General features: G+C 39.0%; 16 protein-coding genes. 3 read left to right on the forward strand and 13 right to left on the reverse strand.

Annotation, left to right across the window (positions count from 1 at the left end):
• Positions 1 to 321: 321 nt before the first annotated feature.
• Complete coding sequence (locus EHQ70_RS00320; RefSeq protein ID WP_135582992.1) at positions 322 to 3,684, forward strand: chitobiase/beta-hexosaminidase C-terminal domain-containing protein; 3,363 nt, start codon at positions 322 to 324, stop codon at positions 3,682 to 3,684.
• Between the two features lie 145 nt (positions 3,685 to 3,829).
• On the opposite strand, the gene EHQ70_RS00325 is transcribed toward EHQ70_RS00320, so the two are convergent.
• Positions 3,830 to 5,341 carry a hypothetical protein gene (locus EHQ70_RS00325; protein ID WP_135582993.1) on the reverse strand — a complete coding sequence of 504 codons (1,512 nt, stop codon included), beginning with the start codon at positions 5,339 to 5,341 and terminating at the stop codon, positions 3,830 to 3,832.
• A gap of 61 nt (positions 5,342 to 5,402) precedes the next feature.
• The gene (locus tag EHQ70_RS00330; protein ID WP_135582994.1) at positions 5,403 to 6,833 is read right to left on the reverse strand and encodes a glycogen/starch synthase; all 1,431 of its coding nucleotides are present in this window, start codon (positions 6,831 to 6,833) and stop codon (positions 5,403 to 5,405) included.
• A 70-nt stretch (positions 6,834 to 6,903) separates the two neighbouring features.
• Here EHQ70_RS00330 and pckA point away from each other — a divergent pair, with 70 nt between their 5' ends.
• On the forward strand, positions 6,904 to 8,496 hold the full coding sequence (gene pckA, locus EHQ70_RS00335) for a phosphoenolpyruvate carboxykinase (ATP) (RefSeq protein ID WP_135582995.1): 1,593 nt from the start codon (positions 6,904 to 6,906) through the stop codon (positions 8,494 to 8,496).
• 106 nt (positions 8,497 to 8,602) lie between these two features.
• Here the strand turns inward: pckA and EHQ70_RS00340 are convergent, their stop codons facing one another.
• The 8 genes from EHQ70_RS00340 to EHQ70_RS00380 form a co-directional block, all read right to left on the reverse strand.
• Entirely contained in the window at positions 8,603 to 9,019 is a 417-nt protein-coding gene (locus EHQ70_RS00340; protein WP_135582996.1) for a DUF1761 domain-containing protein, read from the reverse strand.
• 89 nt (positions 9,020 to 9,108) lie between these two features.
• The gene (locus tag EHQ70_RS00345; RefSeq protein ID WP_135582997.1) at positions 9,109 to 9,873 is read right to left on the reverse strand and encodes a helix-turn-helix domain-containing protein; all 765 of its coding nucleotides are present in this window, start codon (positions 9,871 to 9,873) and stop codon (positions 9,109 to 9,111) included.
• Between the two features lie 354 nt (positions 9,874 to 10,227).
• The gene (locus EHQ70_RS00355; protein WP_135582998.1) at positions 10,228 to 11,142 is read right to left on the reverse strand and encodes a hypothetical protein; all 915 of its coding nucleotides are present in this window, start codon (positions 11,140 to 11,142) and stop codon (positions 10,228 to 10,230) included.
• A 128-nt stretch (positions 11,143 to 11,270) separates the two neighbouring features.
• Complete coding sequence (locus EHQ70_RS00360; protein ID WP_135582999.1) at positions 11,271 to 12,011, reverse strand: hypothetical protein; 741 nt, start codon at positions 12,009 to 12,011, stop codon at positions 11,271 to 11,273.
• A 32-nt stretch (positions 12,012 to 12,043) separates the two neighbouring features.
• Positions 12,044 to 12,955, reverse strand: a complete 912-nt coding sequence (locus tag EHQ70_RS00365; RefSeq protein WP_135583000.1) for a hypothetical protein — start codon at positions 12,953 to 12,955, stop codon at positions 12,044 to 12,046.
• A 9-nt stretch (positions 12,956 to 12,964) separates the two neighbouring features.
• Positions 12,965 to 16,402, reverse strand: coding sequence for an FN3 associated domain-containing protein (locus tag EHQ70_RS00370; protein ID WP_135583001.1), 3,438 nt, complete (start codon positions 16,400 to 16,402; stop codon positions 12,965 to 12,967).
• A 289-nt stretch (positions 16,403 to 16,691) separates the two neighbouring features.
• Positions 16,692 to 17,216 (reverse strand): RDD family protein, encoded by a 525-nt coding sequence (locus EHQ70_RS00375; protein WP_135583002.1) that lies wholly within the window; start codon positions 17,214 to 17,216, stop codon positions 16,692 to 16,694.
• Positions 17,217 to 17,368: 152 nt separating this feature from the next.
• The gene (locus tag EHQ70_RS00380; RefSeq protein WP_425270001.1) at positions 17,369 to 17,875 is read right to left on the reverse strand and encodes a DUF1993 domain-containing protein; all 507 of its coding nucleotides are present in this window, start codon (positions 17,873 to 17,875) and stop codon (positions 17,369 to 17,371) included.
• 466 nt (positions 17,876 to 18,341) lie between these two features.
• Here EHQ70_RS00380 and EHQ70_RS00385 point away from each other — a divergent pair, with 466 nt between their 5' ends.
• Positions 18,342 to 19,049, forward strand: a complete 708-nt coding sequence (locus tag EHQ70_RS00385) for a slipin family protein (RefSeq protein WP_167481680.1) — start codon at positions 18,342 to 18,344, stop codon at positions 19,047 to 19,049.
• Between the two features lie 92 nt (positions 19,050 to 19,141).
• Here EHQ70_RS00385 and EHQ70_RS00390 read toward each other — a convergent pair whose 3' ends face one another.
• The 3 genes from EHQ70_RS00390 to EHQ70_RS00400 all read right to left on the reverse strand — a co-directional run bounded on the left by EHQ70_RS00390 (position 19,142) and on the right by EHQ70_RS00400 (position 25,052).
• Positions 19,142 to 19,570, reverse strand: a complete 429-nt coding sequence (locus EHQ70_RS00390; RefSeq protein ID WP_135583004.1) for a hypothetical protein — start codon at positions 19,568 to 19,570, stop codon at positions 19,142 to 19,144.
• A gap of 860 nt (positions 19,571 to 20,430) precedes the next feature.
• Complete coding sequence (locus EHQ70_RS00395) at positions 20,431 to 21,369, reverse strand: hypothetical protein (protein ID WP_244288173.1); 939 nt, start codon at positions 21,367 to 21,369, stop codon at positions 20,431 to 20,433.
• Between the two features lie 329 nt (positions 21,370 to 21,698).
• Positions 21,699 to 25,052: a chitobiase/beta-hexosaminidase C-terminal domain-containing protein gene (locus EHQ70_RS00400; protein WP_135583006.1), complete on the reverse strand. Its 3,354-nt coding sequence runs from the start codon at positions 25,050 to 25,052 to the stop codon at positions 21,699 to 21,701.
• Positions 25,053 to 25,119: the final 67 nt, after the last annotated feature.

Genomic DNA, 25,119 nt, shown 5'->3' on the forward strand with positions numbered 1-25,119 from the left:
AATTTTGATTTTTGAAGTTATTCCCCGAATGGAATAGTTTTCGTAACATAAAAAATTTTAGAAAAATTCCAATGAAAGTAAAAAATAGATTTAAGTTTACTGCTGATTTGATTCCCCGTGTATTCATGAAATTTTCATCACATCACAATTGCTATTTTAATCAATCCGAGAAATGTAAAATAAGTTTTCTAAACAATTTCTAATCGTAAGTCTATATTTTTTACGTATGTAAATGAAAATAAACTGTCCTTCTGTCGGTAGATTATTTTATTAATATTTATTAATATTTTTATAAACATTAGGCAAAAAACAAATCTCTTTATGCGAATACAAAAAAAAATCTATCTTCTTTCGTTCTTAGTTTTATTCTCAAGCAATTGTGTTCTTTTTTTACCCAATGGTGGCAGCCAAACTGATTTCAGTCCTTTTGCCTTTCTACTTGGCCTTGTTGGTGGATCGCCTACATCTTCCCAAAACTTAACACCAGGAACCACCATTGATCTGTCAGGTGATGGGAACCCGGATGGAACTTTAGTCGATTTCGATGGCGACGGTGTTTCCGATGGAATCAATCTTACCGGTGGCACTACTCCAAACCTAGTCCTTATCGATACTAATGGAGACGGAATTCCAGATGCTGTAGACACCAATGGCGATGGCTTACCTGACTATTATATTAGCCCAAACCCTCCTGGATTTTTTACCACAGGGCCTGGGGGAACAGGAAATCCAGTGGTCATCATTGTGGATGGAAGTGGAAACCCTCTTGGGTTTGATACCGATGGGGATGGGACTCCCAATGACACAGCTATCGTCACCATACTCAGCGATACAACTCCCCCAACCATCACTAGTTCTTTGTTAACCGGAACTTTCTCGACTACACAAACGACTACTCTCACTTGTTCTGATAACAAAGCTCCAGGATCGATTGTTTATACCTTGGATGCATCAGCTCCTAGCTTTTCTCCCAAGCAAGGAACGATCATTGTAAAATCTTCCCAGGCGATCTCTCTCTCCACAGAAGGTAGCCATACCCTCCAAGCCATCTGTCGCGACTTAGCAGGAAATCTTTCTGCACCGATTAGCATTGTTTATACGATCGATACCAAAATCCCTGCTCTTACTCTTGTCAGCCAATCTTCGGCGGCAATCAGTTCCAGTGGGGGAGCCATATCTAGTTCGACTGCGACTTGGAGATCCGATCGATCAGGATCTTTTACTGTGAGAGAAGGTAGTTCTTGTGATTCAGGAGTCATTGCGACTACGGGATCTGCCACGGCCAACGTAGACCAAGGATTTGTTCGTTCGCATACTCATTTTACTGGAGAAGGTACAAAAACATATCGTATTTGTGTCACCGCTTCCAATGGACTCACAGGATTTGTATCTGTTACCTTGCAACGAGATGATACAGCACCCGTTGTCACAGCAGATCCAGGTGCAGGGAATTATGGGGTGGCCACTTCCGTTTCTCTATCCTGTTCCGACACAGGTGGTTCTGGATGTGATCAAATTGCTTATACTGTTCAAGCTGGGTCGAGTCCTTCCAATCCATCCATCCAAGGAACGACGGGAACCGTCAGTAGTGGAACCTTATACACTGCTGCCTTTGCCATGACGGATGGAGCTATCACCTATACTAAGTTTGTGGCCCGTGACAAAGCGGGAAATGTTTCCAACGTTAGTTCGCAAAACTATACTGTGGATACACAAGTGGCAACCATCACTGTGAATTCTTATACAGCTGCCATCAATGGATCTTCGAATGTATCGTTAAGTTGGCAAAGTTCCAAGGCCGGAACTTACCAAATCCGCTTGGGTGGGTCTAGTTGTTCTACTGGAACGGCTCTTACCAATACAGGAACCAATGTGAATGTTACTGGAAATGCTGCAGCAACAACAGACATCACTTCAACGATTGCCAATTCTCATTTTGTGGAAGGAGATAATACCATCCGCATTTGTGTGGCAAACCTGATTGGTAGTTTTGGATCAACTAGCATACAAACAAGGAAGGACTCTACGGCTCCTATTGTCACGATGGCTTCTCCTTCTGGATCTGGGCCTTTTGTTTCCGGAACCCAACTCCAACTTAGTTGTTCCGACTCTGGTGGTTCTGGTTGCGATAAAATTATTTATACACTGAATGGCACAGAACCTACCTTTGATGGAAGTGGTGCGGTGACAAATGGAACGGTATATTCTTCCCCAGTGGCTTTATCCAACGGTAGTAACCAGGTAAAATATTTGGCTCGCGACTTGGCTGGAAACTTAAGCACTGCTGGAAACACTAGTTTCCATGTAGGTCCACCGAATGCTCCCGCTTTTGTAGAAGCGCAAGCCGGAGGAACAACGGCTGTAGTGCAGTGGTGGCCGGTTACTGGGGCAACATCGTACACTGTGTACTATAGCACTAGTCCCGGTGTCACGACTGCATCCACTAGTTTTGGACCAGTGACGGATCCTTATGCAACAATCACAGGTTTAACTGGTGGTACATTGTATTACTTTAGAGTGGTGGCAAGTAATGCTGGGGGAAGTAGTGCAGTCTCATTGTTAGAAGCGGGAGCATTAACGACGGTGACACCGCCTGGAAGTAGTCCTAATGTGACACGTGTGGATATTTCTGTAGGACCGGTAACTGGATCAGGTTATTCACCGAGTGCCATTCTTGATACAAGGAATAGTAAACTTCTAATCGCTACAACAGATCAGTCTGATAACAACAAATCTGGATTATTTCGATGCAATTTAGATGGAACCAATTGTTCTTATCATGATATATCTTCTAACCAAGGGACAAATTCGGGATTCACTCCATCCATTGCCATTGATGAAAAAAATCTAAAAATTCTAGTGGTTACACGGAACGGTGCGAATAACAACAAACCCGCCCTTTTTCGATGTAATTTAGATGGGACGAATTGCTCTTACCATGATATATCTACTTACCAAGCAAACGAATCCGGTTGGCATCCTTCCGTTGGAATTGATTCTATAAATGATAAGCTCTTAATAGTCACAGAAAATAGAGGTAATGATTACAAAGCAAGTTTATTTCGATGTGATTTAGATGGTACTAACTGTACACATACCGATATATCGGCTAACCAAGGAATTTACACTGGCAATACTCCTCATTTGTCTATAGACTATTTAAACCAGAAACTACTTGTGGTTATTAGATCTGCCACAAGTAAATTAAGTTTAAGATACTGCAATTTAAATGGTTCTAATTGTGTTTTTCGAGATATTTCAATAACTGGACTAGAAAATCCGTATGGGTCAATTGATTATGCAAATAATAAGTTTTTGATTGTTGCGAATCAATCTTCTTCTACAAAGCCATTGCTCATTAAATGTGATAGAGATGGGAATAATTGTACCTCCGTAAATTTTGCGAATCCGAACCCTGACAAGACAGGTTTTTATCCAAACATATTGATTGATAAAGTCAATGGAAAGTTGATAGTAACTGCAATTCGTAAGGCGACTTTCGGATATTTTCCGAACGCATGGCAATGTGATTTAAACGGAAACAATTGCAGTTATTTAGACTTTGGTTTAAATTTCGGTTCTGATTCTCACCCTAGGACACTATTCGATTCTAGTTTTGGGAAAATATTGATTATTGCGAATAAGGCGACTGTCGGTAGTAAACCAAATCTCTTTATCTGGTAATCAATCCCGCGCCAGGGATCTGAAGGGCTTGGTCTCACCCTTGTTGGGTGAGACGGGAGCGTTAGCGCACCCCGAAGGAGCCCGGTCGGGTTAGGGTCGAATCAAAATCACCTAACCAATTCGAGGCGCCAAAACTAACTAGAACTTAAGGCAAACTTACATTTTCAATGGAGAGTTGTGTTGCTTCAATGGGTGGAGCTGTAGTAAACCTAGTGTAATTCAAACGAACCATCTTTCCTGAACAAACTTCTCGCATCATGTCTGTTTGTTCCATTGCAGGTAAAGTTGCATTAGAAGAATAATGAAATCGATTGAATGTGCCTGTCTGCGGGTTTACAAAAACATCAGCCAATGTATAAGGACCAGAGCCAATACCTGTTGTGAAATCGGGAGTGGAGTTGAATCGGCCATTGATCGCGGTAGTTTGCATTCTTACTAACAGTTGAGAATTCGATAGAAGCACAGGTTCGGACTCTGTTGTATCCATTACGTCTTCCGTTGCATTTCCCAAAAAAGAATTCCACAATACATTGCCACTTGTATTCAATTTTGATATGATATAATGTTTTCTAGCGCCATCAGTTGCAACGATGGGTTCTGCCGGGCTTCCGTAAGTATACCGACCAAAGCCAATCGTGTAAATGAAATCATCTTTGACTAAAAAACGATCGGCTCCATAATTTCCTTCCGCAGCAGTTCCCAAATATTGATACCAGATTGTGGTTCCATCGGTTTCGCTTAGTTTCATAACAAATGGCATTTGGAAAGTTGCGTTGGGATGGATGGTTCCATTGGCACCTTGCGCTGTGGTGCCAGTGACAAAGAGTCCATTGGCGTTGGCTTCCGCACCAAAGATAAAATCACTTCCGTTACTGGTAAAATAACGTTGGAAGATCATCCCACCATTTTCGTTGACTGCAAGGTGAATCACATCCGAGTCAGCCCCGCCACCGAGGGTAGAGTTACTAATCGGCGGATTTTCTACAAAAGCTAGATGACTCCCCACATTTTCAATAAACACATGTAAGCGGTTGGATGTATCCATTGCGGAAACTACATATTCACCAATACTATCAGAATCTAGGTAAGTATACCAAACACGTGTTCCATCTTCACGAATCCTTCCGACAAAAAGTGAAGGGATGTTGATCCCTGATTTTGCATTGAGGGGGGCTGGTTGGGATGCGCCTGTCACTATGAAAGTCACCGAGATATCTCCATTGGAATACTTTCTTAGTTTGGGTTTGTAGGTGACTTCTTTGACAGCTTCACCTAGATAATCTACCCAAAGGATATCGCCATTGTAATGAGAGACTCGCATTAAAAACGTATTGAGTGTGATCCCTGAACTTCCGGCAAAATTGTTTGTGACGCCAGTGGAGGAACCGGGAACTATATATTCTCTTGTGATTCCCGAAACTAAATAATCTCCATTGGATAACGTGATTAAATCAGATCCTGTTGTTTTATAATTTCCCGTTCCGTAAGTTTTCTTCCAAGTTTGGAAGCCAAGACAAGGATCAGATAATAAATAAGTTCTGATTAAATTGGTAAGAAAAAAATCTTGAGAGGTCGGATCGCTTGGGTTATTGAGCTTGAGTTTGCAGGAAGATGTAAATAGAACAATAGACAGGGCAAAGTAAAAAAAAATTTTCATATATATATATTTAAGATAACAGTGGAGAGGTTTTTGTTTCTTAAAGATTTGCAGAAATAAATTATATTTTTAATTCAATTGCTTTTGAATAGATTAAATCATATTCTAATTTTCTTTTTTTCCAACTCCAATCTAAATCCATAATGTTTTTCACTACGATATCTCGATCTGTAGATGCGAACAAATCTTTTGCACGTTCTAAAGCATAACCCAGCGAACTCACGTCATTCGGTTCAAAGACAATTCCTGTTTTGTATGGCAAAAGATTGGATTCTTCTACTGTATCTCTCAGTCCACCTACACGAGATACAATCGGAATGCTTCCATACGTATGGCTGTACATTTGATTGAGTCCACAAGGTTCAAAGAGTGATGGCATCAGAAAAAAATCACTGGCTGCCTCGATTTTATGGGCAAGACTTTCGTTATATCCTTTATAAAAATAAAAAACATCAGGAATAGTTCCCGATAGATGGAAAAAAGCATTTTCTGTTTCTGGATCACCGGAGCCAAGAATCACATAACGGTGTGGTAGGTGGCTTCTTTCGGACAATGCTTTTAGGAATGTAGGAAATCCTTTTTGGTAGGTAAGTCTTCCTATAAGCCCAACGAGAGGGGCATCCAGAGGCAATGAAGGCCTTCCAATTTCCTGATAGAGCTCTTTTTTGTTTTTTAATTTTCCTTCTTTCCAATTCCGCACCGAGTAGGTTTTGTAAATCCGTTTGTCTGATTCGGGATTCCATTCTTCTGTATCGATTCCATTTAAAATTCCCGAATAGTCAGATGCTCTTTGGTTTAAACAATAACTGAGACCAAATCCACTTGGTTCTGAGAGTGTTTCTTGTCTATAGCCGGGACTGACTGTGGTAATTTGATTCGCAGAAAGAATTCCTGCCTTCATATAATTGCATTTTCCATCGTGGTCAAAGGGGCTTGTGATGAGCCGAAAGGGTTCTTCTTTTAAAAATCCGGTCATCCAAAACGGATGGTCCCCCTGATAAGCCAAATTGTGGATGGTAAAAACACTTGGTATCGGTTTTACAGAATCCTTTTGTAAGGCAAGTGAGAGTGCTGTATGCCAATCATGGGCATGGAAAACATCTACATTTAGAATTTGACTTAAAGCATAACAAGCGTAAGAGAACATGGCAAACCGAAAGTGTTCTTCTGCATGGCCATAGATGGAATCCAAAGGTTGGAATAATTCTGATTCAAAAAAATATAACTTCACTCCTCCTTCTTCTGCTTCTAAAAACCGAGAAACTTTTAGAATGGATGCCACTACGGAATCTACCTGGGCATCGTTCGGGAGGAGGGCAGGATAAACTTTGCCCGTAAACTGCGGTGGTTTTCCCAACCTACCAATCAAAGGTAATGCGACATAAACTTCTTCGGTCTTGGCCTGTTCTTTGGTGAGTGAGGCGAGCATATCGGCAAGGCCACCCATCTTGATGTAAGGAAAATATTCTGCCGATGCGTGTAGAATCTTCATTTTCTGTTATTGACACCGACTCGCAAAATAAGAAGCTAGAAAAACACAAAGTGAAATCGAGGAGAGATCCATGTCAGTATCTACTAATCTGCGCGGCCTTGCTGAATTAGGCCTTAAACCATCCGAAGTCTTCCATAACTTATCTTACGAAGAAATTTACCAGCACGAATTGAACAACAAAGAAGGTGTTACTTCTGATAACGGAACGATGATGGTAGATACCGGAATTTTTACGGGTCGCTCCCCTAAAGACAAATACTTTGTCGATGAACCTTCTTCCCAAAATAACATTTGGTGGGGCCCGGTCAACACAAAGGTTTCTGAAGCCATCTTCAACGAACTCTATGCAGAAGTAACCAAATTCCTAGATAACAAAAAACTTTATGTTTTTGATGGTCATGCTGGAACTAACGATGACACACGTATCTCTCTCCGTGTGGTCACTGAAAGAGCTTGGCAACACCACTTTTGCACAAACATGTTCCTTCGCCCAACTAAAGAAGAACTCGCAAAATTAAATCCAGAATTTACTATCATCAACGCTTCTGGTTACAAAAACACAAAATACAAAGAACACGGCCTTAACTCCGATGTATTTGTGATCTTCCACTTAGCAAAAAAAATCTGTATCATCGGTGGAACGGAATACGGTGGGGAAATGAAAAAAGGGATTTTCTCTGTCATGAACTACTACTTACCGCTTAAAAACGTGCTTACTATGCATTGTTCCGCTAACGTTGGTAAGGATGGAGACAGCGCTCTTTTCTTTGGTCTTTCTGGAACAGGAAAAACAACTCTTTCCACTGACCCACACCGCAAACTTATCGGTGATGATGAACATGGTTGGGACGATAACGGAATCTTCAATATTGAAGGTGGATGTTATGCAAAGACCATCAACCTAGATCCAAAAACAGAACCAGAAATTTATGCTGCGATCCGACGTGATGCTCTTCTTGAAAACGTTGTGTTTGATGCGGGAACTAAAAAGGTAGATTACTCTTCTGCTGCTAAAACAGAAAACACTCGAGTTTCTTACCCAATCTTCCACATCGACAACATCCAACCAGGATCAAAAGCAGGTCACCCAAATACTGTGATATTCCTTACTTACGATGCTTACGGTGTCCTTCCTGCGGTTTCTAAACTTTCTATCGAACAAGCAATGTATCACTTCCTTTCCGGTTACACAGCTAAGGTTGCGGGAACTGAGCGCGGTGTGAAAGAACCACAAGCAACATTCTCTGCTTGTTTCGGTCAGGCGTTTATGACTCTTCACCCAACATACTATGCAAAGTTACTCGGTGAAAAAATGAAAAAACACCAAGTGAATGCTTACCTCATCAACACAGGTCTTGTTGGTGGAAAGTATGGTGTAGGAAAACGTATGAACCTTCCTGCAACTCGCCAAATCATCAATGAAATCCTAAACGGAAACATTGAAAAATCCGAGTTTGAAAAACATCCAGTATTCCAAGTGTCTTTCCCAAAAACCATCGAAGGTGTGGATGCACATATCCTCAACCCACGTAACGCTTGGGAAAACAAAGAAGACTACGACAAGACAGCAACTGATCTTGCAAAACAATTCATTGAGAACTACAAAAAATACCTCACAGGTTCCAAAGAATTTGACTACAGCCAATACGGTCCAGTAGCGTAAGGGTTAAGCCAGAAAACTCAAACTACGCCGACTTACTTTGTTAAGTTGGCCGATTGGTTTGGATCAAAGCCGCTCCTCCGAAAGGGAAGCGGCTTTTTTTGTGTCTTTAGAAGTTTTGGATGAGTAGAATAGCAGCGATATTAATTCCTACTAGATGATAGGCGCTAGAAATAAGACCATATAAGATTGGTTTGGGGATGTTTGGATTGATCGCAATAGTAAATGTATTGGCAGACAAATATCCAATTCCAATCAAAACTCCCCACTTGAACGCTTCAAGAGTTTGGTGTATTTGTAATGTAGAAAATAATATTGCTGTTGTTAGTAAAATGACAAGGGTACAAATTCCTGGACCAACAACAAATATCATTGTTAACGGTTGTTCCTTTTCGTTTTCTTTTCCTAAAGAAATTCGATATAACTTTTTGAAGAGAATGGTAAACCAAACATAACCTAGAAAAAAATAGGCAAAAAAAGCCAACACAACTGCAATCCAATTCAAACTTAAAAAAATTTGTAACATAAACAATCTTCCTTTGGTAGATAGGTATCCTAGCTTTATAACGGATTTTTTTAAGAAGGGATTGTAAAAAATCAGGAAGGGGACTTTTTTTAAGTCAAAAATTCTGTCGGTGTTTGTCCAGTGAATGATTTAAACTCTTTGATAAAATGTGATTGGTCGAAATACCCAAAATCATAAGCTAATTTGGTAAATGAATTATACTTTGGGATTTCTCGAATTGCCGAATTCATTCGGATGATCGATGAAAATTGTTTGGGAGTGTTTCCGATCACCTCTCGAAATTTTTTTTCAAAGGTATCGATACTTAAATTCACAAAGGAGGCAATCTCTTTGATTTTAATTGTACCTTGAGAATGACTCATTTGCGAAATCGATTCTAAAATTCTTTGATCAATGGTTTTATTTTTAATTGTTTTTAATAAAAAATTTTCGAGATGATCAATCTTTGCGAGATTATCTGTTGTTTCCTGTAGTTTTGAGTGGAGGTCATTTAAATCAGTCTTATCTAATATATCATATCCAGAAATTCCGATCTCATTCAGTTCATACATCGACATATTGAAAAAAGAAAATGCTCCCCATGGTTGGAACTTAACAATAATGATCTCGGTTCCTTTGGAGAGTGTATTGTGTTTTACTGTTTTTCTAAGTCCCGATAAAGAGATGGAGGGTAAATTTTTTAGATCTGATTGAATCCGATAGTGATGATTCCCTTTGAGTTTGATGGTCAAAACAAACGAATGGTGTGGAATGATCGACTTACTAAAATCCTCATCACATTGAATCAAAAGATAATTCTCTATATAAGGGCTGAGCTGTGATTGCGGTTTGTATTCAATGACAGTTGGGATCATGAGAATTGATCCCAATCAAACACAGTTTCTGCTGGTGTAAAGGATTTTCCTTTCGTATTAAATAGCAATTCCAGCGTATATTGAAAAGAAATGATAATTTCTTGCTGAACCATTTCTATCTTCATTAATATCTTTTGTAAGTAAATATGTATTAATTAAATTAACAGAGTATCCAGGATCAAACGTATAATGTTTATTTACTTTTCTAGCACTCAAATATCCGAATTCGAATTCAGTTCCAAAGACAAAATTGGATAAAAACTCTTTTCTATATCCTAAACCTACAGAGCCAAATGGCCGAACGAGGCCTTGGGTCGAGGCGTAGCATGAAAATTCTGTTATACGACGTGACAATTAGAATATTGTTGAGGCTGAAATATAGAATCCTTTGATAATTTCTTTTCCATTCGAAGATTTACTTTGCTGATATCCAATGCTGCTGGATTCAGAAGAAACATAATAGAGTGTATCATTTAAGTTTTCATATTTAAAATAGGAATAATTGTAGTTATATCCAAATGCAAGATTGTAGTGCTCCATAAAATTATATTTTAAAGAGACATTGGCCTCGTAACCTTGGAAAATTCCTATAGTTTTACCATTTCCCTTAATTGTTTCCATATGAGAAAAATTATCTTGCTGTATATAGTAATTTGCTGAATAATTAAGATCTCGTCTTCCTTGGGTATGATAGATATCTAAGCCCAAATTAAGTGATAATTTATCAGTAATAGGGATTTTAGATTTCATAACCAATTGAGGTCCATGAGTAATAAATTTCTCTTCCAAAGAATAATTTGAGAGTGAAGCATTTCTTATTCTGTCAATTTTTCTAATTCCTAGACCGAAAGAAAAATATTCATTTAGTTGAGAAGGGTGAAAGAAGAAGTTTAATTTATAATCACTTCTTTCGTTATTTGGAATATAGTTTTTAAATCGATTGATTCGGTTTCCAACAATTAGATCATTTTGAAAATTTGCTCTTTCAATTTGAATTTTAGTATAATCAAATTCAATACCGTAGCCTTTTTGTAAATCTTTGAAAATGAAGTAAAAAGGAGTAATTGTTTTAGTATTACTCTCCAATTTATACACACTTACTCCCCAATTTGGTTCTGCATTAGTGACTGCTCTGCTGTAATCGAATGGAGTAAATTGTGTTTTTTGCGCTCTAATACCGGTTTCAAAAGTAGGATTAGTCGCCTGTGAAAAGACCGCAGAATTTAGAAAAATTATAACTAGTATAATCGTTGATTTTGTTTTTTTCATATTTATTGTTCCTTTTTTGATTTCATTTTTGTCATTTCGCATATCGAGTTAGGGAATGTGGCACAACCCAAGCAAGGCCTTGTGCCGAAACGTAGCGGGAAGATGCTGTTATGCGAAGTAATTTCGTTTTAGATAGCAATTCCTGCGTAGATTGAAAAGAAGTGATAATTTCTTGCTGAGCCATTTCGATCTTCATTAATATCTTTTGTAATTAAATATCTATTTAATAAACTGGTAGAATAACCAGGATCAAACGTATAATGCTTATTTACTTTTCTAGCACCCAGATATCCAAATTCAAGTTCAGTCCCTATGATAAAATTTGATAGAAATTCTTTTCTGTATCCTATTCCGATTGAGCCAAATGCTCTATCATCAAATATTGTTGTTTTTTGATAAGGTTGAATTACTAAGTAGTTATTCATATTTGTAGAGAAAAGATTTTCATTGATTTTATATCCTTTTTCAAGTCCAACATTTAGGCTCGTATAGAAATTATTCCAAAAAAAGAATTGAGATTTCAAAATTAATTTCTCACCTGTAAAATATTCTGATCTTCTGTTGAATTCTAATTGACTCTGCCTAAAATAAAGCGGGGAAGTGTTTGCATATCGCTCTCTATTTTTGTTGGCGTTAGTATATGATAATCCTAAATAGAAGTTATCGAATAGTCCGAACATTAAAGTTAAATATTGATCGCTTGAGCCGATAACGCTGGTTTTTTGATTTAAATTATCTATATAAGCTGAAGATGGTGTAACATAAATGTGAATTTTTTTTCTTTCTGAAGCACTATCACTATATATTGAAAAGTTAAATATGTATATTATAACCAAAGTAATTAGAGTAATTATATTTTTTTGTTCCATTTTATCCTTTGAATCTGAAATTATTTCGCATATCAATGTGTATTTGAAATTCCAAAATAGATGGAATTATGAGTATCAACCAATCGAGTATATTTACTTTCACCATAAACATAAAGTTGATTTGTTGCGCCATAATAAGTATAAGTCGTTTGATCCAAGTTAATAGACCTAACTGTTGATTGATTTCTGCTGAATCCAACGTAGAATCTTAAATTATCATAGAACTTATAAGATAATGAAATTTCTGCCTGAAATCCTAAAATTTCTGTTATGTTATTTGGATTGGTTTTTATCAGGTAAAAGTATGGGCCATATGCGTTTTCATAATATACTATGTTACTAACTCTTTGGTTGGTGTAATTTCTCTTTCCATAGGTCACATAAGGATCAAAACCTAAATTTAATTCCAATCCATCAACTAGTTCGAATTTACTTCGAAGAGGCACTGAAATTCCATAGGAATTTATTTTGTCAGAGTTGATATTAGATGCATATTCATAATTTTCAATTTTATAAAATCGATCGATTTTTAATATACCGAGCCCAAAGTAGAAAACTTGATTTTCAAACGGCAGATAGAAAAAATTAAACCTGTACTCTTGTCTTTGCACATTGCCAAATCCATAGGTAGTTGGGAAAAAACCATTATAAAAGTAATACGCTTTGTAATAAAGATCATTAGTTTTGATATCCACCATATCAAAATCAAAACCAAAATTTTTACTAGTACTCCGATATTTAAAAAAAGGTAAATAAACGAAGTCTTTATTGTTTTTTAATTCTGATTGGTTGTATCCGAATGATCTAGTTGTCTCATAAGGAAAATAAGTAAAGTTTTGTCCTTTTAATCCATATTCAAAAGTCGCTGATTTTGTTTTGGATTCTTCTGCATAAAGAATCGAAGTCGAGATTAAGAATATACTGATAAATATTTTTAGTTTCATTTCGTTTGGTTACCAGATAAATAAGGATGGTTTTCCAGAGTTGTTTCCATTTCTAGTAACTACAAATAACTTCCCATTTATTGGATTGATTAATGCTTCCGGATATGTGCCAGAATAATCTGCTTGGCCCACAGAAATATCTGTATGAGTACAGTTTGATCCATTAAAATTGCATCTTGTTAGTCTTGGTTTGTGTCTAATATTGTGGTCTTGGTATACAACTAATATTTTTTGATTTAGTAGATCAAGAGTTGAGCTCATATATCTGTGACTTGTGAATATACTTGAGTTATAGGAAATGTCTACGTATGTGCAGCCAGTACCTTCCAAATCACATTCAATTATACCTGGTTTACCGCCCCCACTAGTTCCTCCGCCAATCGTACCGAAATGTACTGCGACCATTATTTTTTTGCGAATAGTATCGACGTTAAGACTAGGGAATAATCCATTCGTATTTCCTAGTGAGATGTCGGTATATGTACAATTAGTTCCATCCAAATTACATCGATATAATTTAGGATTTGTAACGGAGGCAAAGCCCGATGTTACAACTAATAGCTTTTTGTTAATTGGATCAATTTTTACAGTTGGATAGAGTGCCGAGTTATTTCCTTGTCCAGCCGAAATATCAGTATGAGAACAATTGTTCCCGTCTAGGTTACAACGAAATAAACTAAGTTTGCCGTTGTTTGCATCATTCGTAGTTACAACTAGAAGTTTTTTGTTGTAATCATCGATGACAATTTTTGGCCCGTATTTGTGCGAGGCTGAGTCTCCAGCAGAGTTTGTTCCTTGGTTCGCCGAGATGTCGCTATGAATACAATTGGATCCATTTAAGTCACAACGATAAAGACTTGGTTTGTTGTCATTGGCACCATTTCTTGCTACAACTAACAACTTTTGATTCACAAAATCTATTGCTGCATTTGGGTTACGGCCAGAGTTAGTTCCTTGTCCCGCAGAAAGATCCGAATGCGTACAATTTGTACCATCTAAATCGCATCGGAAAAGGCTTGGTTTTCCGTTATTTCCATCATTAACGGTTACTACTAATAACTTCTGATTGATTGAATCTATATTTGCTGATGGGATCGCAGCAGAAATGGATCCAGTACTTACCGAATTAGACCCTTGCCCTGCTGAAATATCGACATGAATTCCGGTCGTATCTGTTCCCGGTGGTGTTGCTGTCATGAGTGCACTTGCTTCAAACATCGAAACAGCACTACTTCCCATGGCATTATTCACCACCACTCTAAAGTAATACAAAGTCCCACCGGTAAGTCCTGTGATCGTTGCATAAGAATCAGTCACTGGCCCAAAACTAGTCGATGCTGTTGTGACCCCAGGACTTGTGCTATAGTACACAGTGTACGATGTAGCACCTGTGACTGGCCACCATTGTACAACGGCACTCGTTCCACCAGCTTGTGCTTCCACGAAGGCAGGAGCATTGGGTGGGCCTACATGGAAACTTTGGTTCCCGGCAGTGCTTAGGTTTCCTGCCAAGTCACGAGCTAAGTATTTGACTTGGTTGCTTCCATTGGATAAAGCCACGGGAGAAGTATAAACCGTTCCATTCGTGACAGCTCCACTTCCATCAAACGCAGGTTCTGTGCCGTTCAATGTATAAATGATTTTATCACAACCAGATCCACCAGTGTCGGAACAACTGAGTTGGAGTTGCGTCCCCGAAGCAAAAGATCCAGAACCTGAAGGAGATGCCATCGTGACGATGGGAGCCGTTGTGTCTTTGCTTGTATTGCGAGTGGTAGATCCAAAACTACCAATAAGATTTGCCACACAAATGCGGATGGTATTCTCACCTTCTACAAAATGAGAGTTGGCAATCGTTGAAGTGATGTTTGTTGTGGCAGCGGCATTTCCAGTAACATTCGCATTACTTCCTGTATTGGTAAGCGCTGTTCCTGTGGAACAACTACTTCCTCCCAAGCGGATTTGGTAAGTTCCAGCTTTATTACTTTGCCAGCTAAGAGATACATTCGAAGATCCATTGATGGCAGCTGTATGGGAATTCACAGTGATCGTTGCGACTTGAGTGTCCACAGTATAGTTTTGTGAACTCACGCTCGAAACATTTCCCGCTTTATCACGAGCCACAAACTTGGTATAGGTGACTGACGCATCTGTCATGGCAAAGGCTGCCGCGTATATGGTTCCGTTACTTACAGTTCCCGTCGTTCCTTGGATGGCTGGATTTGTAGGAGCTGAACCAGCTTGGACGGCATAGGCTACTTGCTCACATCCTGAACCACCTGTGTCGGAACAGGATAGAGAAACGGAGGTTGCCACTCCGTAACTTCCTGCACCTGGATCCGCTGTGACAACGGGTGCTGTATCATCTCGTTGCAAACTAACAGATACAAATCCAGTCAGTCCGTTGGAAGCCGTAACACAGATGCGATATGTCTTTGTGCCTTCGCCAGTAAAATGAGTATGAGAACGAACAAATCCTTGGTCTACGTTGGCAGTAACAGATCCTGTTGTCGCAATAGTTCCCGTATCACAAGAGCTACCTTCTCTCACAGTAAAAGATCCAGAGCTATCGGATCTCCAAGTGGCAGTGGAACTGCTAATGGCTCCCGCACTGGCACTAATGGCTGCTGAAGATTGGCTGACAATCGTAAGTGCTGGAATTTTGGTATCGATCGTATAAACAATATTAATCGGTGCAGAAAGATTTCCCGCTAAGTCACGACAGATGGCTTGGAGGGTATGACTTCCTTCGGTAGATAGAGCGACTGCTTGGGAAGATTTTGTGATGATGGTTCCATTCTTCGGCGCAAAGGTTGGAGCCGATGCATCCAAGGTATAAACAATCGATCCCGGCGCTTTGTTATCCGAACAAGTGAGAGTTGTTGTTTGAGTAGTGGAGTATGTTCCCGTTAACAAAGAACTGGTGATGGTTGGCGGAGTGGTATCACTCAAAATGGTAACGATAGCAGTGTCGTTGGGAGTTCCATCCCCGTCGGTATCAAATCCTAATGGATTCCCATTTGCATCCACAATGATGACTACAGGATTTCCCGTTCCCCCAGGGCCTGTGGTAAGAAATCCGGGTGGATTGGGACTAATATAATAGTCGGCGATTCCATCACCATTCGTATCAACAGCATCAGGAATCCCATCGCCATTGGTATCGATGAGGATTAGGTTTGGTGTGGTTCCGCCAGTAAGATTAATCCCATCGGAAACACCATCTCCATCGGAATCGACCAAAGTTCCATCTGGTTTTCCATCACCTGACAAATCGACTGCGGTTCCTGGAGTTAGGTTTTGTGCAGAGGTAGGCGATCCACCAACGAGTCCTAAGAGAAAGGCAAAAGGACTAAAATCAGTTTGGTTATTTCCCTGTATAGGGAGCAATATGCAATTGCTAGTAAAAAGAATTAAAAAAGAGAAGAGGTGAATTTTGTTTCGCATCAGAGATTCATTTTGCCTAAGGTTTTATATTCAGATTCTAAAATGAAACTGCGTATTCATCCTTTAGGGGCAACTAAAATTGCGAAGATTGCAAGAAATCTCCAAAATTACCGCTAGGAACGTTCTGAAATGAGTGAAAAAACGTTTTTAACGTTTTGGGATGTAAATCATGTTCAAAGCAAGGAGTGGAGGATATTTTTATGAGAATCCATCAAATTTTTTTGTTGTACAGAATTCTTCCAATGCTTACAAAAAAAACTTTGTTATCTCAATAAAATAAACAATTCAATTATAAATAATCTTTTATCAGCTGAAAGTAAGAATTCAATAGTATTAGAAAACAAAATGCGATCAATACCATTCGACCTATTGATATGGGTTTAAATACCATTTTGAGTTTTAGGACTTTATCCCAATGAGTAGTTCCATTTCTGAATAAGTAAAATATGTTAAATAAAGCAAAAAAAGTTGCTATCTTGGGAATCATAAACCCCAATCCAAAACAACAAACATAAAATGAACGGTTTAAAATTGTTGTGATGGGGATCTGTTGATTTTCATTTTCTTTCGATACTAAATGGATATTAAAAATCTTTTTTCCTAAACTTCCATTTACAAAAAATTGGAAGGAAGTATCGTACATAATGAATACGATGAAAGTCAGTAAATATGTGAGAATTTGATTCAATATTCCTTCATCATTAGGAGCTAAAATAAAATCTATCAAATGGATCGATAATATTTCTGCGGCCTTTATATCAAAGAATTTCGCGAGAATACGAGCGGTATAGTGAGTATTGTTTTTTTGCTTCAATTTGCTGAGATACCTTGCGTAATGTTATATTCAGAGAACATAATTAACAAATCTGAAAATAGAAACGTCAATATTTAAATTTCATTCACAAGGGCTCTCTGCGCATGAGCCCCAAAGAATCCAAAAACTAGCTTGGTTTTTCTTTCTGATCTTTATTTCTTAAATGGCATCTCACCTAAATAATCTTTTTTCCCAATTTCGATACCATTGTGTCTTAGGATTGCATAAGCAGTTGTTATGTGAAAATAAAAATTAGGAATCGCATGGTGAATCAGGTATTCAAACCCCGTTAAATATTTTCCTTCCCATCTTGGTTGTGAAACTTTGATTTCGTTCACTGATTTGAAATCTTCTTCTTTATAGGTATCTAAGTATTGGATCACTGAACCAATTCTATTTTTTAATTCAGCTACGTTGGTTTCGGAATCATCATGAACGGGAGCATTTTTTCCTGAAATACGAGATACACAAAGTTTGGCGGTATCACATGCAATTTGGATTTGTTTTGTTAATTGAAATTGATCAGGGAAAAGTCGTGAATTCAGTAAATTCTCAAAAGGAAACTTTTTTGTTTCCGAATGGGCTTCTGCTTTTTCTAGAATTTTGACTAAGTTCCCAAGTCCTTTTTTAAACGATTGGACGGAGATTTGATAAACGATGGATTCATTCATAGTTCTATTCAATTTGTAGAACAGTGTAGAATCAATCCAATTAAATCGAAACTGATTTCGCAGATTAAGGCATTTTCGAGAAGGTATTATTGAATTAATTGTACAATTTCAGGATCGCATTCATTTGATTCTTGTTATGATGTCCTTTGGATTGAGGAATATTCTAAAAAACTATTGCTTTTAAAAAAAACGATTACTACTTTGTTCCCAACCGTCACTTATCAATTGGTCCGTTTATGATAAGACATAGCGGGAACGGATCTAGGGGTTCGACTCCCTCAAAATTTCGGTAAAAACAGCATACGCTGAATTATAATAGAAGTGAGCAGTGATAAAATCACAGTTTCCAAAAACTTTGCAGTTTAAAGGATACCGAAATTCTATGGAATTTCTTAAATTAAACTCCGTTTTTGGAAATGCTCTCCTTCTTGTTTTAATGGATTAAGGATTCTAAATGAAAATAATTATCAGACCAAATGAAAAAGCTATTGTATTTATTAATTCAAAGTTTAGTAAAATTTATGAACCAGGTGTATATAAATTATATTCTTGGTTTAAAACTATTTTAGTATTTTCATTTCCTATCGTAGAAAAGTCAGTATCTGTTATTAACCAAGAAATTTTAACTAAGGATAATGTTGCATTAAGATTATCTTTCACATTTTCGTATTTGATTCAGGACATTAAGCTTCTAACTGAAAATTTTACATTAAAATTTGATGTAGATCATATAACACTTTTGATAGAACAAAAAATCTCCAATTTAATTAAAATTGAAATCAGGAATATACTATCGACGCTTACAATTTTTGAATTGAATGAAAAAAGAGATACTTTGTTCGATGGAATTATAGAAAGAATAGAGAATGAAACCAAGTTGATAGGCTTGAAAGTAAAAACCATTACGCCTTTGGATTTTTCATTTCCTAAAAATATCCAAGATATTTTTGCCAAATTAGTGGAAGCAAAAGTTAGATCACAAACAGATTTAGAAAATGCAAGGACACAGGTTGCGACTGCTCGAACACTAAAGAATGCAGCTGAACTGATGAAAGGTGACGAAAATTTAAAATTTTTCCAATATTTGGAAACAATTTCCAGAATTGCTAGTAAAGGGAATCATTCCTTTATCATAGGAACTGAAGACATTAGAAAACATTAAGAATTGCTAACGTCCGGCGGGACTAAAGGGTTGGACAACTTCAATAAGCCTAGAGGTATTGTTGATTTAATTGCAGAATTTCAACATCGCATTCATTCGATTTTTGCCATGATGTCCTTTGGGGTGGATTGGATGACACCGAGTTTAATTGCATAATACCCGGCACTTGTAAACAGAATCTCCATTCGATTTGTGCTTGCCGTCGATGTGAAAATTGTGGAGGAATTCTCCGTTCTTTGCGTCTGGCAATTCTCTAATCCGTTGGAGTAAATAGGATTTAGGAATACTCCCGAAAAACTATTGAGCGGGGTGTTGGTAGAGGTTAAAACTATTTTTGTACCTATTGTAGCATTTATAGTCAGATAAGAGGTGTTATTTGCAAAGAAAACTCTTTGATCCGCTTTCTTGGGAAAATTAATTGCATAACCATTGCAAAGCAGTGAATCGCCGTAATTTTCGTTTGAAGCGGAAATGGCCTGTAAAAGTAGCAAATTTTCAAAGTTTTTGTCTTTTTTATCCATACAACTGGCTGTTAAGGCGGTAAGAAGAATTAGGATTATGTAATTTGATTTCATTTCGTATTTTAGGAATGATACCTATAACATCAATTATCGTTTTGATTATTATTTTGACACAAGTATTTTAATTTAATGAAAATGCAAACTTGGGGATGTGTTGTTGTATCGGCATCCACATAATAAAAATAATTGCATTTTTTAATATAAAATATTTCTAATATATGATGGATCTAGAAGAAGTATCCTGTCTTGGTTTTGTAATTTTGTCCAATTGGCCTTTTGCTGTCACTAATGCTTTGCCATCTTCGGAGTGCCCATGAAATATCTGTTTAGCATCATCCCGATCCTTCCTCTCACAGTCTTTTCTTGCGTAAAACGTGAAAAGGAAAAATCTTTTTATGAATAATTTCCAGGGTATCTGAATCCGATCCTTTCAGAATCGAGTGCTTGTTCGGCGGCAATAGATGCTTATCCGGCAAACGCATATCCTTGTTATTTAAAATCGGAAGATCCTATTTTCTATCGTTATGATACAAATGTTTTTATCGATCCAAGCACAACATCTGTCCCCCAGGGCACTCCGATTGGTTGTCGATGTAGGATCAATGCTAATACGAATCCATATGGATTCAATTTGTTCAATCGTATTGAAGACTATCCGGATAATGGCATATCCCCGATTCCCTTCCATCTCAAAGTTACTATAGACGGTCTAAATTGGTATATTGATTCACTGGCTTCAGGGAATGTTATCGTATGTTTGGATCGAATAGGGACTTGCGGTGGTAAAAAAGTTTACCAAAAACTTTTGATTCAATAATCACTTTGGTCCCTTAAAGACCAAAGTTTACTTAACAAAATTTTTAAATGGCAACGCCACCAGACAAAACAAGCTCTAAAAATCCAAAATTTTGAGAAGCTCGATTGGAACCACCGCTGGTAAGAACATCTGTTAAATCGATGTATCCACCCTTACCACCTAATTCCAGAAAGTAGGTTCGCGAAAACTCATACCGAGTGGCGACGTATCCCGAAACCCCATACCCTGAAAGATGGAAGTTATTGTTTTGTCCTTTCCCTAACACGCGTACATCGCTACGACAAACAACAGGCCCCGCTCCAATTGTGGATACCAAACTAATTCCGCTCATTCCATCAGAAGAAGTATAAAGAGGTGTGATCCAACCAAAGTCTAAAAACAAATAATTGAGTCCATCGGTATGTTCATACTTTAAGATATCAGGTGTTAAGGCTATGGTTTGGTCCCCGCCATGATAACCAGCCATTTCCTGCACATGTCCAGGAAAAAGATAAATAAAGGCTGCTGCCTCAGGAGACAAGGCGAGTTGGTTTTTGGCAATCACACCCGGGTCAATATAACCGGAATACTTCACCGGTTGGCCTGGTGTGACAACATACTTCATATGGTCTTGGCCAAAAGCCAAAAAGAACCTGTCAGTGAAGAAATAACTAATCTTTAAATTGTATTGAGGGATTTCAAATTTGGAAGGGTTGAAGTAAACCTCCGGTTTAAAAGATTCCGGTTTATCTTTTGCGTTCACGTCTTTGAGAGTGTATTCGTAACCCGGTCCGCGAAAATTAATATCACTTTGCGTATAATAACTTCGATTGTAACCCCATTGAAAATTCCATCTGCCCTTTTTATCGTGAATGGAAGGCGCGCCCTCGTTTTCATTGGCTGAAATGTTAGAAGTGAGTAGGAGAAAAATGATAAAAATAGAAAGGCAATATTTGATAGAAACAAACGGCTGTTTGCTTCTAGGGTCATACAGATTGTACATAGCGCCATTTTCTAAATAGGTATCAAAATCGAATAGACGAATGTATGTTTGGTTCCGAAAAAGAAGGGATTTTTTCAGTAGGGATAAATACTATATTTAATTTTATTCGAATTGGATCGCGGCCTTTATGACAAGTGGAGACTATCTTTTTCTGGAAATTTTTATTTTCTTTACCTCCTTAGATTTAAGGATTTTCGGGCGCCTCGAATTGGTTAGGTGACCTTACTATGATTCTAAAACGACCGGGCTTCCTCCGGGGTGCGCTCCCGCTCCCGTCTCACCCGAGTCGGGTGAGACCAAGCCCTTCGGATCCCGTGGCGCGGGATTGGTTACCAGATAAAGAGGGAGGGTTTGCCTTGGTTTCCAGTGATTACTAAAATCTTTCCGTTTACGGAATCGATGATAGCAACAGGTCTATCGGCCGATGATGCTCCCTGACCTGCAGATAAATCAGTATGAGCACAACTAGATCCGTCCAAATTGCAGCGGAACAGGCTTGGTCTACTGGAGGTTAATCCTTTTTGTGTGACAACCAGAAGCTTTCCATTTATAAGATCGATTATCGCACTAGTTTCATGTCCTGAACTACTTCCTTGTCCTGCTGAGAGATCAGTATGAGAACAGCTAGATCCATCCAAATTACAGCGATACAAGCTAGGTTTGCCATTGTTTGCATTATTTGTAGCCGTCACCAATAGTTTTTTATTGATAAAATCTATTGCCGCAAAAGGACTTGAGCATGAATTATTTCCTTGCCCAGCGGAGATGTCAGTGTGAGAACAAGATGTTCCATCTAAATTACAGCGAAATAGACTGAGTTTACCGTTGTTTGCATAGTTAGTTGTCACCACCAATAGTTTTCTATTTATAGGATCGATAACTACGCCTGAGGTGTAACCAGAAGCATTTCCCTGTCCCGCAGAGATATCGGTGTGAGAACAAGAAGTTCCATCCAAATTACAACGAAAGAGACCTGGCTTAGTATTGTTTGCTCCATTCGTTGTCACTACCAATAATTTTTTATTTATAGGGTCGATTACTGCAAAAGGCTCGTAGCCAGACCCATTTCCTTGTCCTGCAGAGATATCAGAAAATGAACAGTTAGATCCATCCGAATGGCACCGGTACAGACTCAGCTTATCATTGTTTACCGAACTTTGCGTGACTGCCAAAATTTTGTCATTGAAAACATCGAATACCATATGAGGGCTATTAACTGACCCATTCCCTTGTCCTGCTGAGATATCAGAAAATGAACAGTTAGATCCATCCAAATTACAGCGAAATAGACCGGGTTTGCGGCCTGACGCGGTTACCACCAAAAGTTTTCCATTAACCGTATCTATTACTGCACTTGGATAAACTCCTGAGCGCCCAGCGGATATATCTACATGTGTCCCTGTGGCACTTGTCCCGGGAGGTGTCGCAGTCGTCAGCGCAACTACTTCCAAAAAAGAAAAGGCACTTGTGAACGCTGTATTACTTGCCACCACCCTAAAGTAATACAAAGTTCCTCCAGCAAGTCCTGTGATCGTCGCATAAGGATCAGTCACTGGTCCAAAGCTAGTGGATGCAGTTGTGACCCCAGGGCTTGTGCTATAGTACACAGTGTACGATGTAGCTCCAGTCACAGGCCACCATTGTACAACGGCACTCGTTCCCCCTGCCTGTGCTTCTACATAAGCAGGCGCATCCGGTGGGCCAACCTGGAAACTAGTGTTTCCTGCTGTGCTTAGGTTTCCTGCCAAGTCACGAGCCACGTATTTCACTTGGTTGCTTCCATTAGAAAGTGCCACAGGAGAAGAATAAACCGTTCCATTAGTAACCACACCACTTCCGTCAAACGTAGGTTCTGTGCCATTCAGTGTATAAATAATTTTATCGCATCCGCTACCACTGGTGTCGGAACAACTGAGTTGGAGTTGGGTTCCTGAAGGGAAAGGTCCCGAACCAGAAGGAGATGCCATCGTTACCACAGGAGCCGTAGTGTCTTTATTTGTGTTGCGTGTGGTAGATCCAAAGCTACCGATAAGATTGGCGACACAAATGCGGATCGTATTATCTCCTTCCACAAAATGAGAGTTGGTTATCGTAGAAGTGATATCTGTTGTGGCAGCTGCATTTCCCGTTACATTCGCATTACTTCCTGTATTGGTTAGAGCCGTCCCAGTAGAACAACTAGATCCACCCAAACGGATTTGGTAAGAACCTGCTTTGGAACTCTGCCAACTTAACGATACATTCGAAGATCCATTGATGGCAGATGTATGAGAATTTACAGTGATGGTTGCGACTTGCGTATCTACAGTATAGTTTTGCGAACTGACACCAGAAACATTGCCTGCTTTGTCACGAGCCACAAACTTAGTATAGGTGACAGCGCCATCAGTCATGGCAAAGGCAGCGGTATATAAAGTTCCACTACTTACAGTTCCAGTCGTTCCTTGAATGGCTGGATTTGTTGGACTAGATCCGACTTGGACGGCATAGGCAATCTGATCGCATCCAGAACCGCCAGTATCGGAACAGGATAGAGATACAGAAGTGGCGACTCCATAATTTCCCGCACCTGGATCAGCAGTCACGACTGGTGCTGTATCATCCCTTTGCAAACTAACAGATACAAATCCTGTCAGTCCATTGGATGCAGTCACACAGATGCGATATGTCTTTGTGCCTTCGCCAGTGAAATGAGTATGAGAACGAACAAATCCTTGGTCTACGTTGGCGGTAGCAGATCCTGTTGTCGCAATAGTTCCTGAATCACAAGAACTTCCTTCTCGAACGGTAAAAGACCCAGACCTGTCCGACCTCCAAGTCGCAGTGGAACTGGAAATTGCACCAGCACTGGCACTGATGGATGTCGAAGATTGGCTGACAAGAGTAAGTGCCGGAATTTTAGTTTCGATCGTATAAACGATGCTAATCGGTGCAGAAAGATTTCCTGCTAAGTCACGACAGATGGCTTGGAGGGTATGACTTCCTTCGGTAGATAGAGCGACTGCTTGGGAAGATTTTGTGATGATGGTTCCTTGTTTTGGAGAGAAGCTAGGAGCCGATGCATCCAAAGTATAAACAATCGAACCTGGTGCTTTGTTATCGGAACAAGTAAGAGTTGTTGTTTGTGTGGTGGAAAAAGTTCCGGTTAACAAAGAACTGGTGATGGTTGGAGGAGTAGTATCGCTCAAAATGGTAACGATAGCCGTATCGTTCGGCGTTCCATCTCCGTCGGTATCAAAGCCTAATGGGTTTCCATTTGTATCCACAATGATGACCACCGGATTTCCAGTTCCTCCAGGCCCTGTCGTGAGAAAACCAGGTGGATTGGGACTAATATAATAGTCAGGCAATCCGTCTCCATTCGTGTCGACGGCATCAGGAATCCCATCTCCATTGGTATCGATCAGGATGAGGTTCGGTGTAGTTCCGCCGGTAAGATTGATTCCATCGGAAACACCGTCTCCATTGGAATCGACCAAAGTTCCATCTGGTTTTCCATCACCTGACAGATCCACTGGTGTTCCTGGAGTTAGGTTTTGCGCGGAGGCAGGTGATCCGCCAACGAGTCCCAATAGAAAGGCAAACAGGCTAAAGTCTGTTTGGTTGCCGCCGCTAGGAAGGATTCCTACGCAATGAGTATAGGAAATCAATAGAAAGGAAATTAGGGTTAGTTTTTTTCGCATAACAAGCAGCCAATTTTAACATATTTTCCAAATAATATTCGGAAATGATAATATGGGTTCGAACTTG

Origin of the sequence: Leptospira congkakensis (assembly GCF_004770265.1) — a bacterium.
Taxonomy (GTDB): Bacteria; Spirochaetota; Leptospiria; order Leptospirales; family Leptospiraceae; genus Leptospira_A; species Leptospira_A congkakensis.

Excerpts from the sequence above, each read along its gene's own strand:
- EHQ70_RS00320 (WP_135582992.1), top strand. The coding sequence starts at position 322 with ATGCGAATACAAAAAAAAATCTATCTTCTTTCGTTCTTAGTTTTATTC.
- EHQ70_RS00325 (WP_135582993.1), bottom strand. The coding sequence starts at position 5,341 with ATGAAAATTTTTTTTTACTTTGCCCTGTCTATTGTTCTATTTACATCT.
- EHQ70_RS00330 (WP_135582994.1), bottom strand. The coding sequence starts at position 6,833 with ATGAAGATTCTACACGCATCGGCAGAATATTTTCCTTACATCAAGATG.
- pckA (WP_135582995.1), top strand. The coding sequence starts at position 6,904 with ATGTCAGTATCTACTAATCTGCGCGGCCTTGCTGAATTAGGCCTTAAA.
- EHQ70_RS00340 (WP_135582996.1), bottom strand. The coding sequence starts at position 9,019 with ATGTTACAAATTTTTTTAAGTTTGAATTGGATTGCAGTTGTGTTGGCT.
- EHQ70_RS00345 (WP_135582997.1), bottom strand. The coding sequence starts at position 9,873 with ATGATCCCAACTGTCATTGAATACAAACCGCAATCACAGCTCAGCCCT.
- EHQ70_RS00355 (WP_135582998.1), bottom strand. The coding sequence starts at position 11,142 with ATGAAAAAAACAAAATCAACGATTATACTAGTTATAATTTTTCTAAAT.
- EHQ70_RS00360 (WP_135582999.1), bottom strand. The coding sequence starts at position 12,011 with ATGGAACAAAAAAATATAATTACTCTAATTACTTTGGTTATAATATAC.
- EHQ70_RS00365 (WP_135583000.1), bottom strand. The coding sequence starts at position 12,955 with ATGAAACTAAAAATATTTATCAGTATATTCTTAATCTCGACTTCGATT.
- EHQ70_RS00370 (WP_135583001.1), bottom strand. The coding sequence starts at position 16,402 with ATGCGAAACAAAATTCACCTCTTCTCTTTTTTAATTCTTTTTACTAGC.
- EHQ70_RS00385 (WP_167481680.1), top strand. The coding sequence starts at position 18,342 with ATGAAAATAATTATCAGACCAAATGAAAAAGCTATTGTATTTATTAAT.
- EHQ70_RS00390 (WP_135583004.1), bottom strand. The coding sequence starts at position 19,570 with ATGGATAAAAAAGACAAAAACTTTGAAAATTTGCTACTTTTACAGGCC.
- EHQ70_RS00395 (WP_244288173.1), bottom strand. The coding sequence starts at position 21,369 with ATGTACAATCTGTATGACCCTAGAAGCAAACAGCCGTTTGTTTCTATC.
- EHQ70_RS00400 (WP_135583006.1), bottom strand. The coding sequence starts at position 25,052 with ATGCGAAAAAAACTAACCCTAATTTCCTTTCTATTGATTTCCTATACT.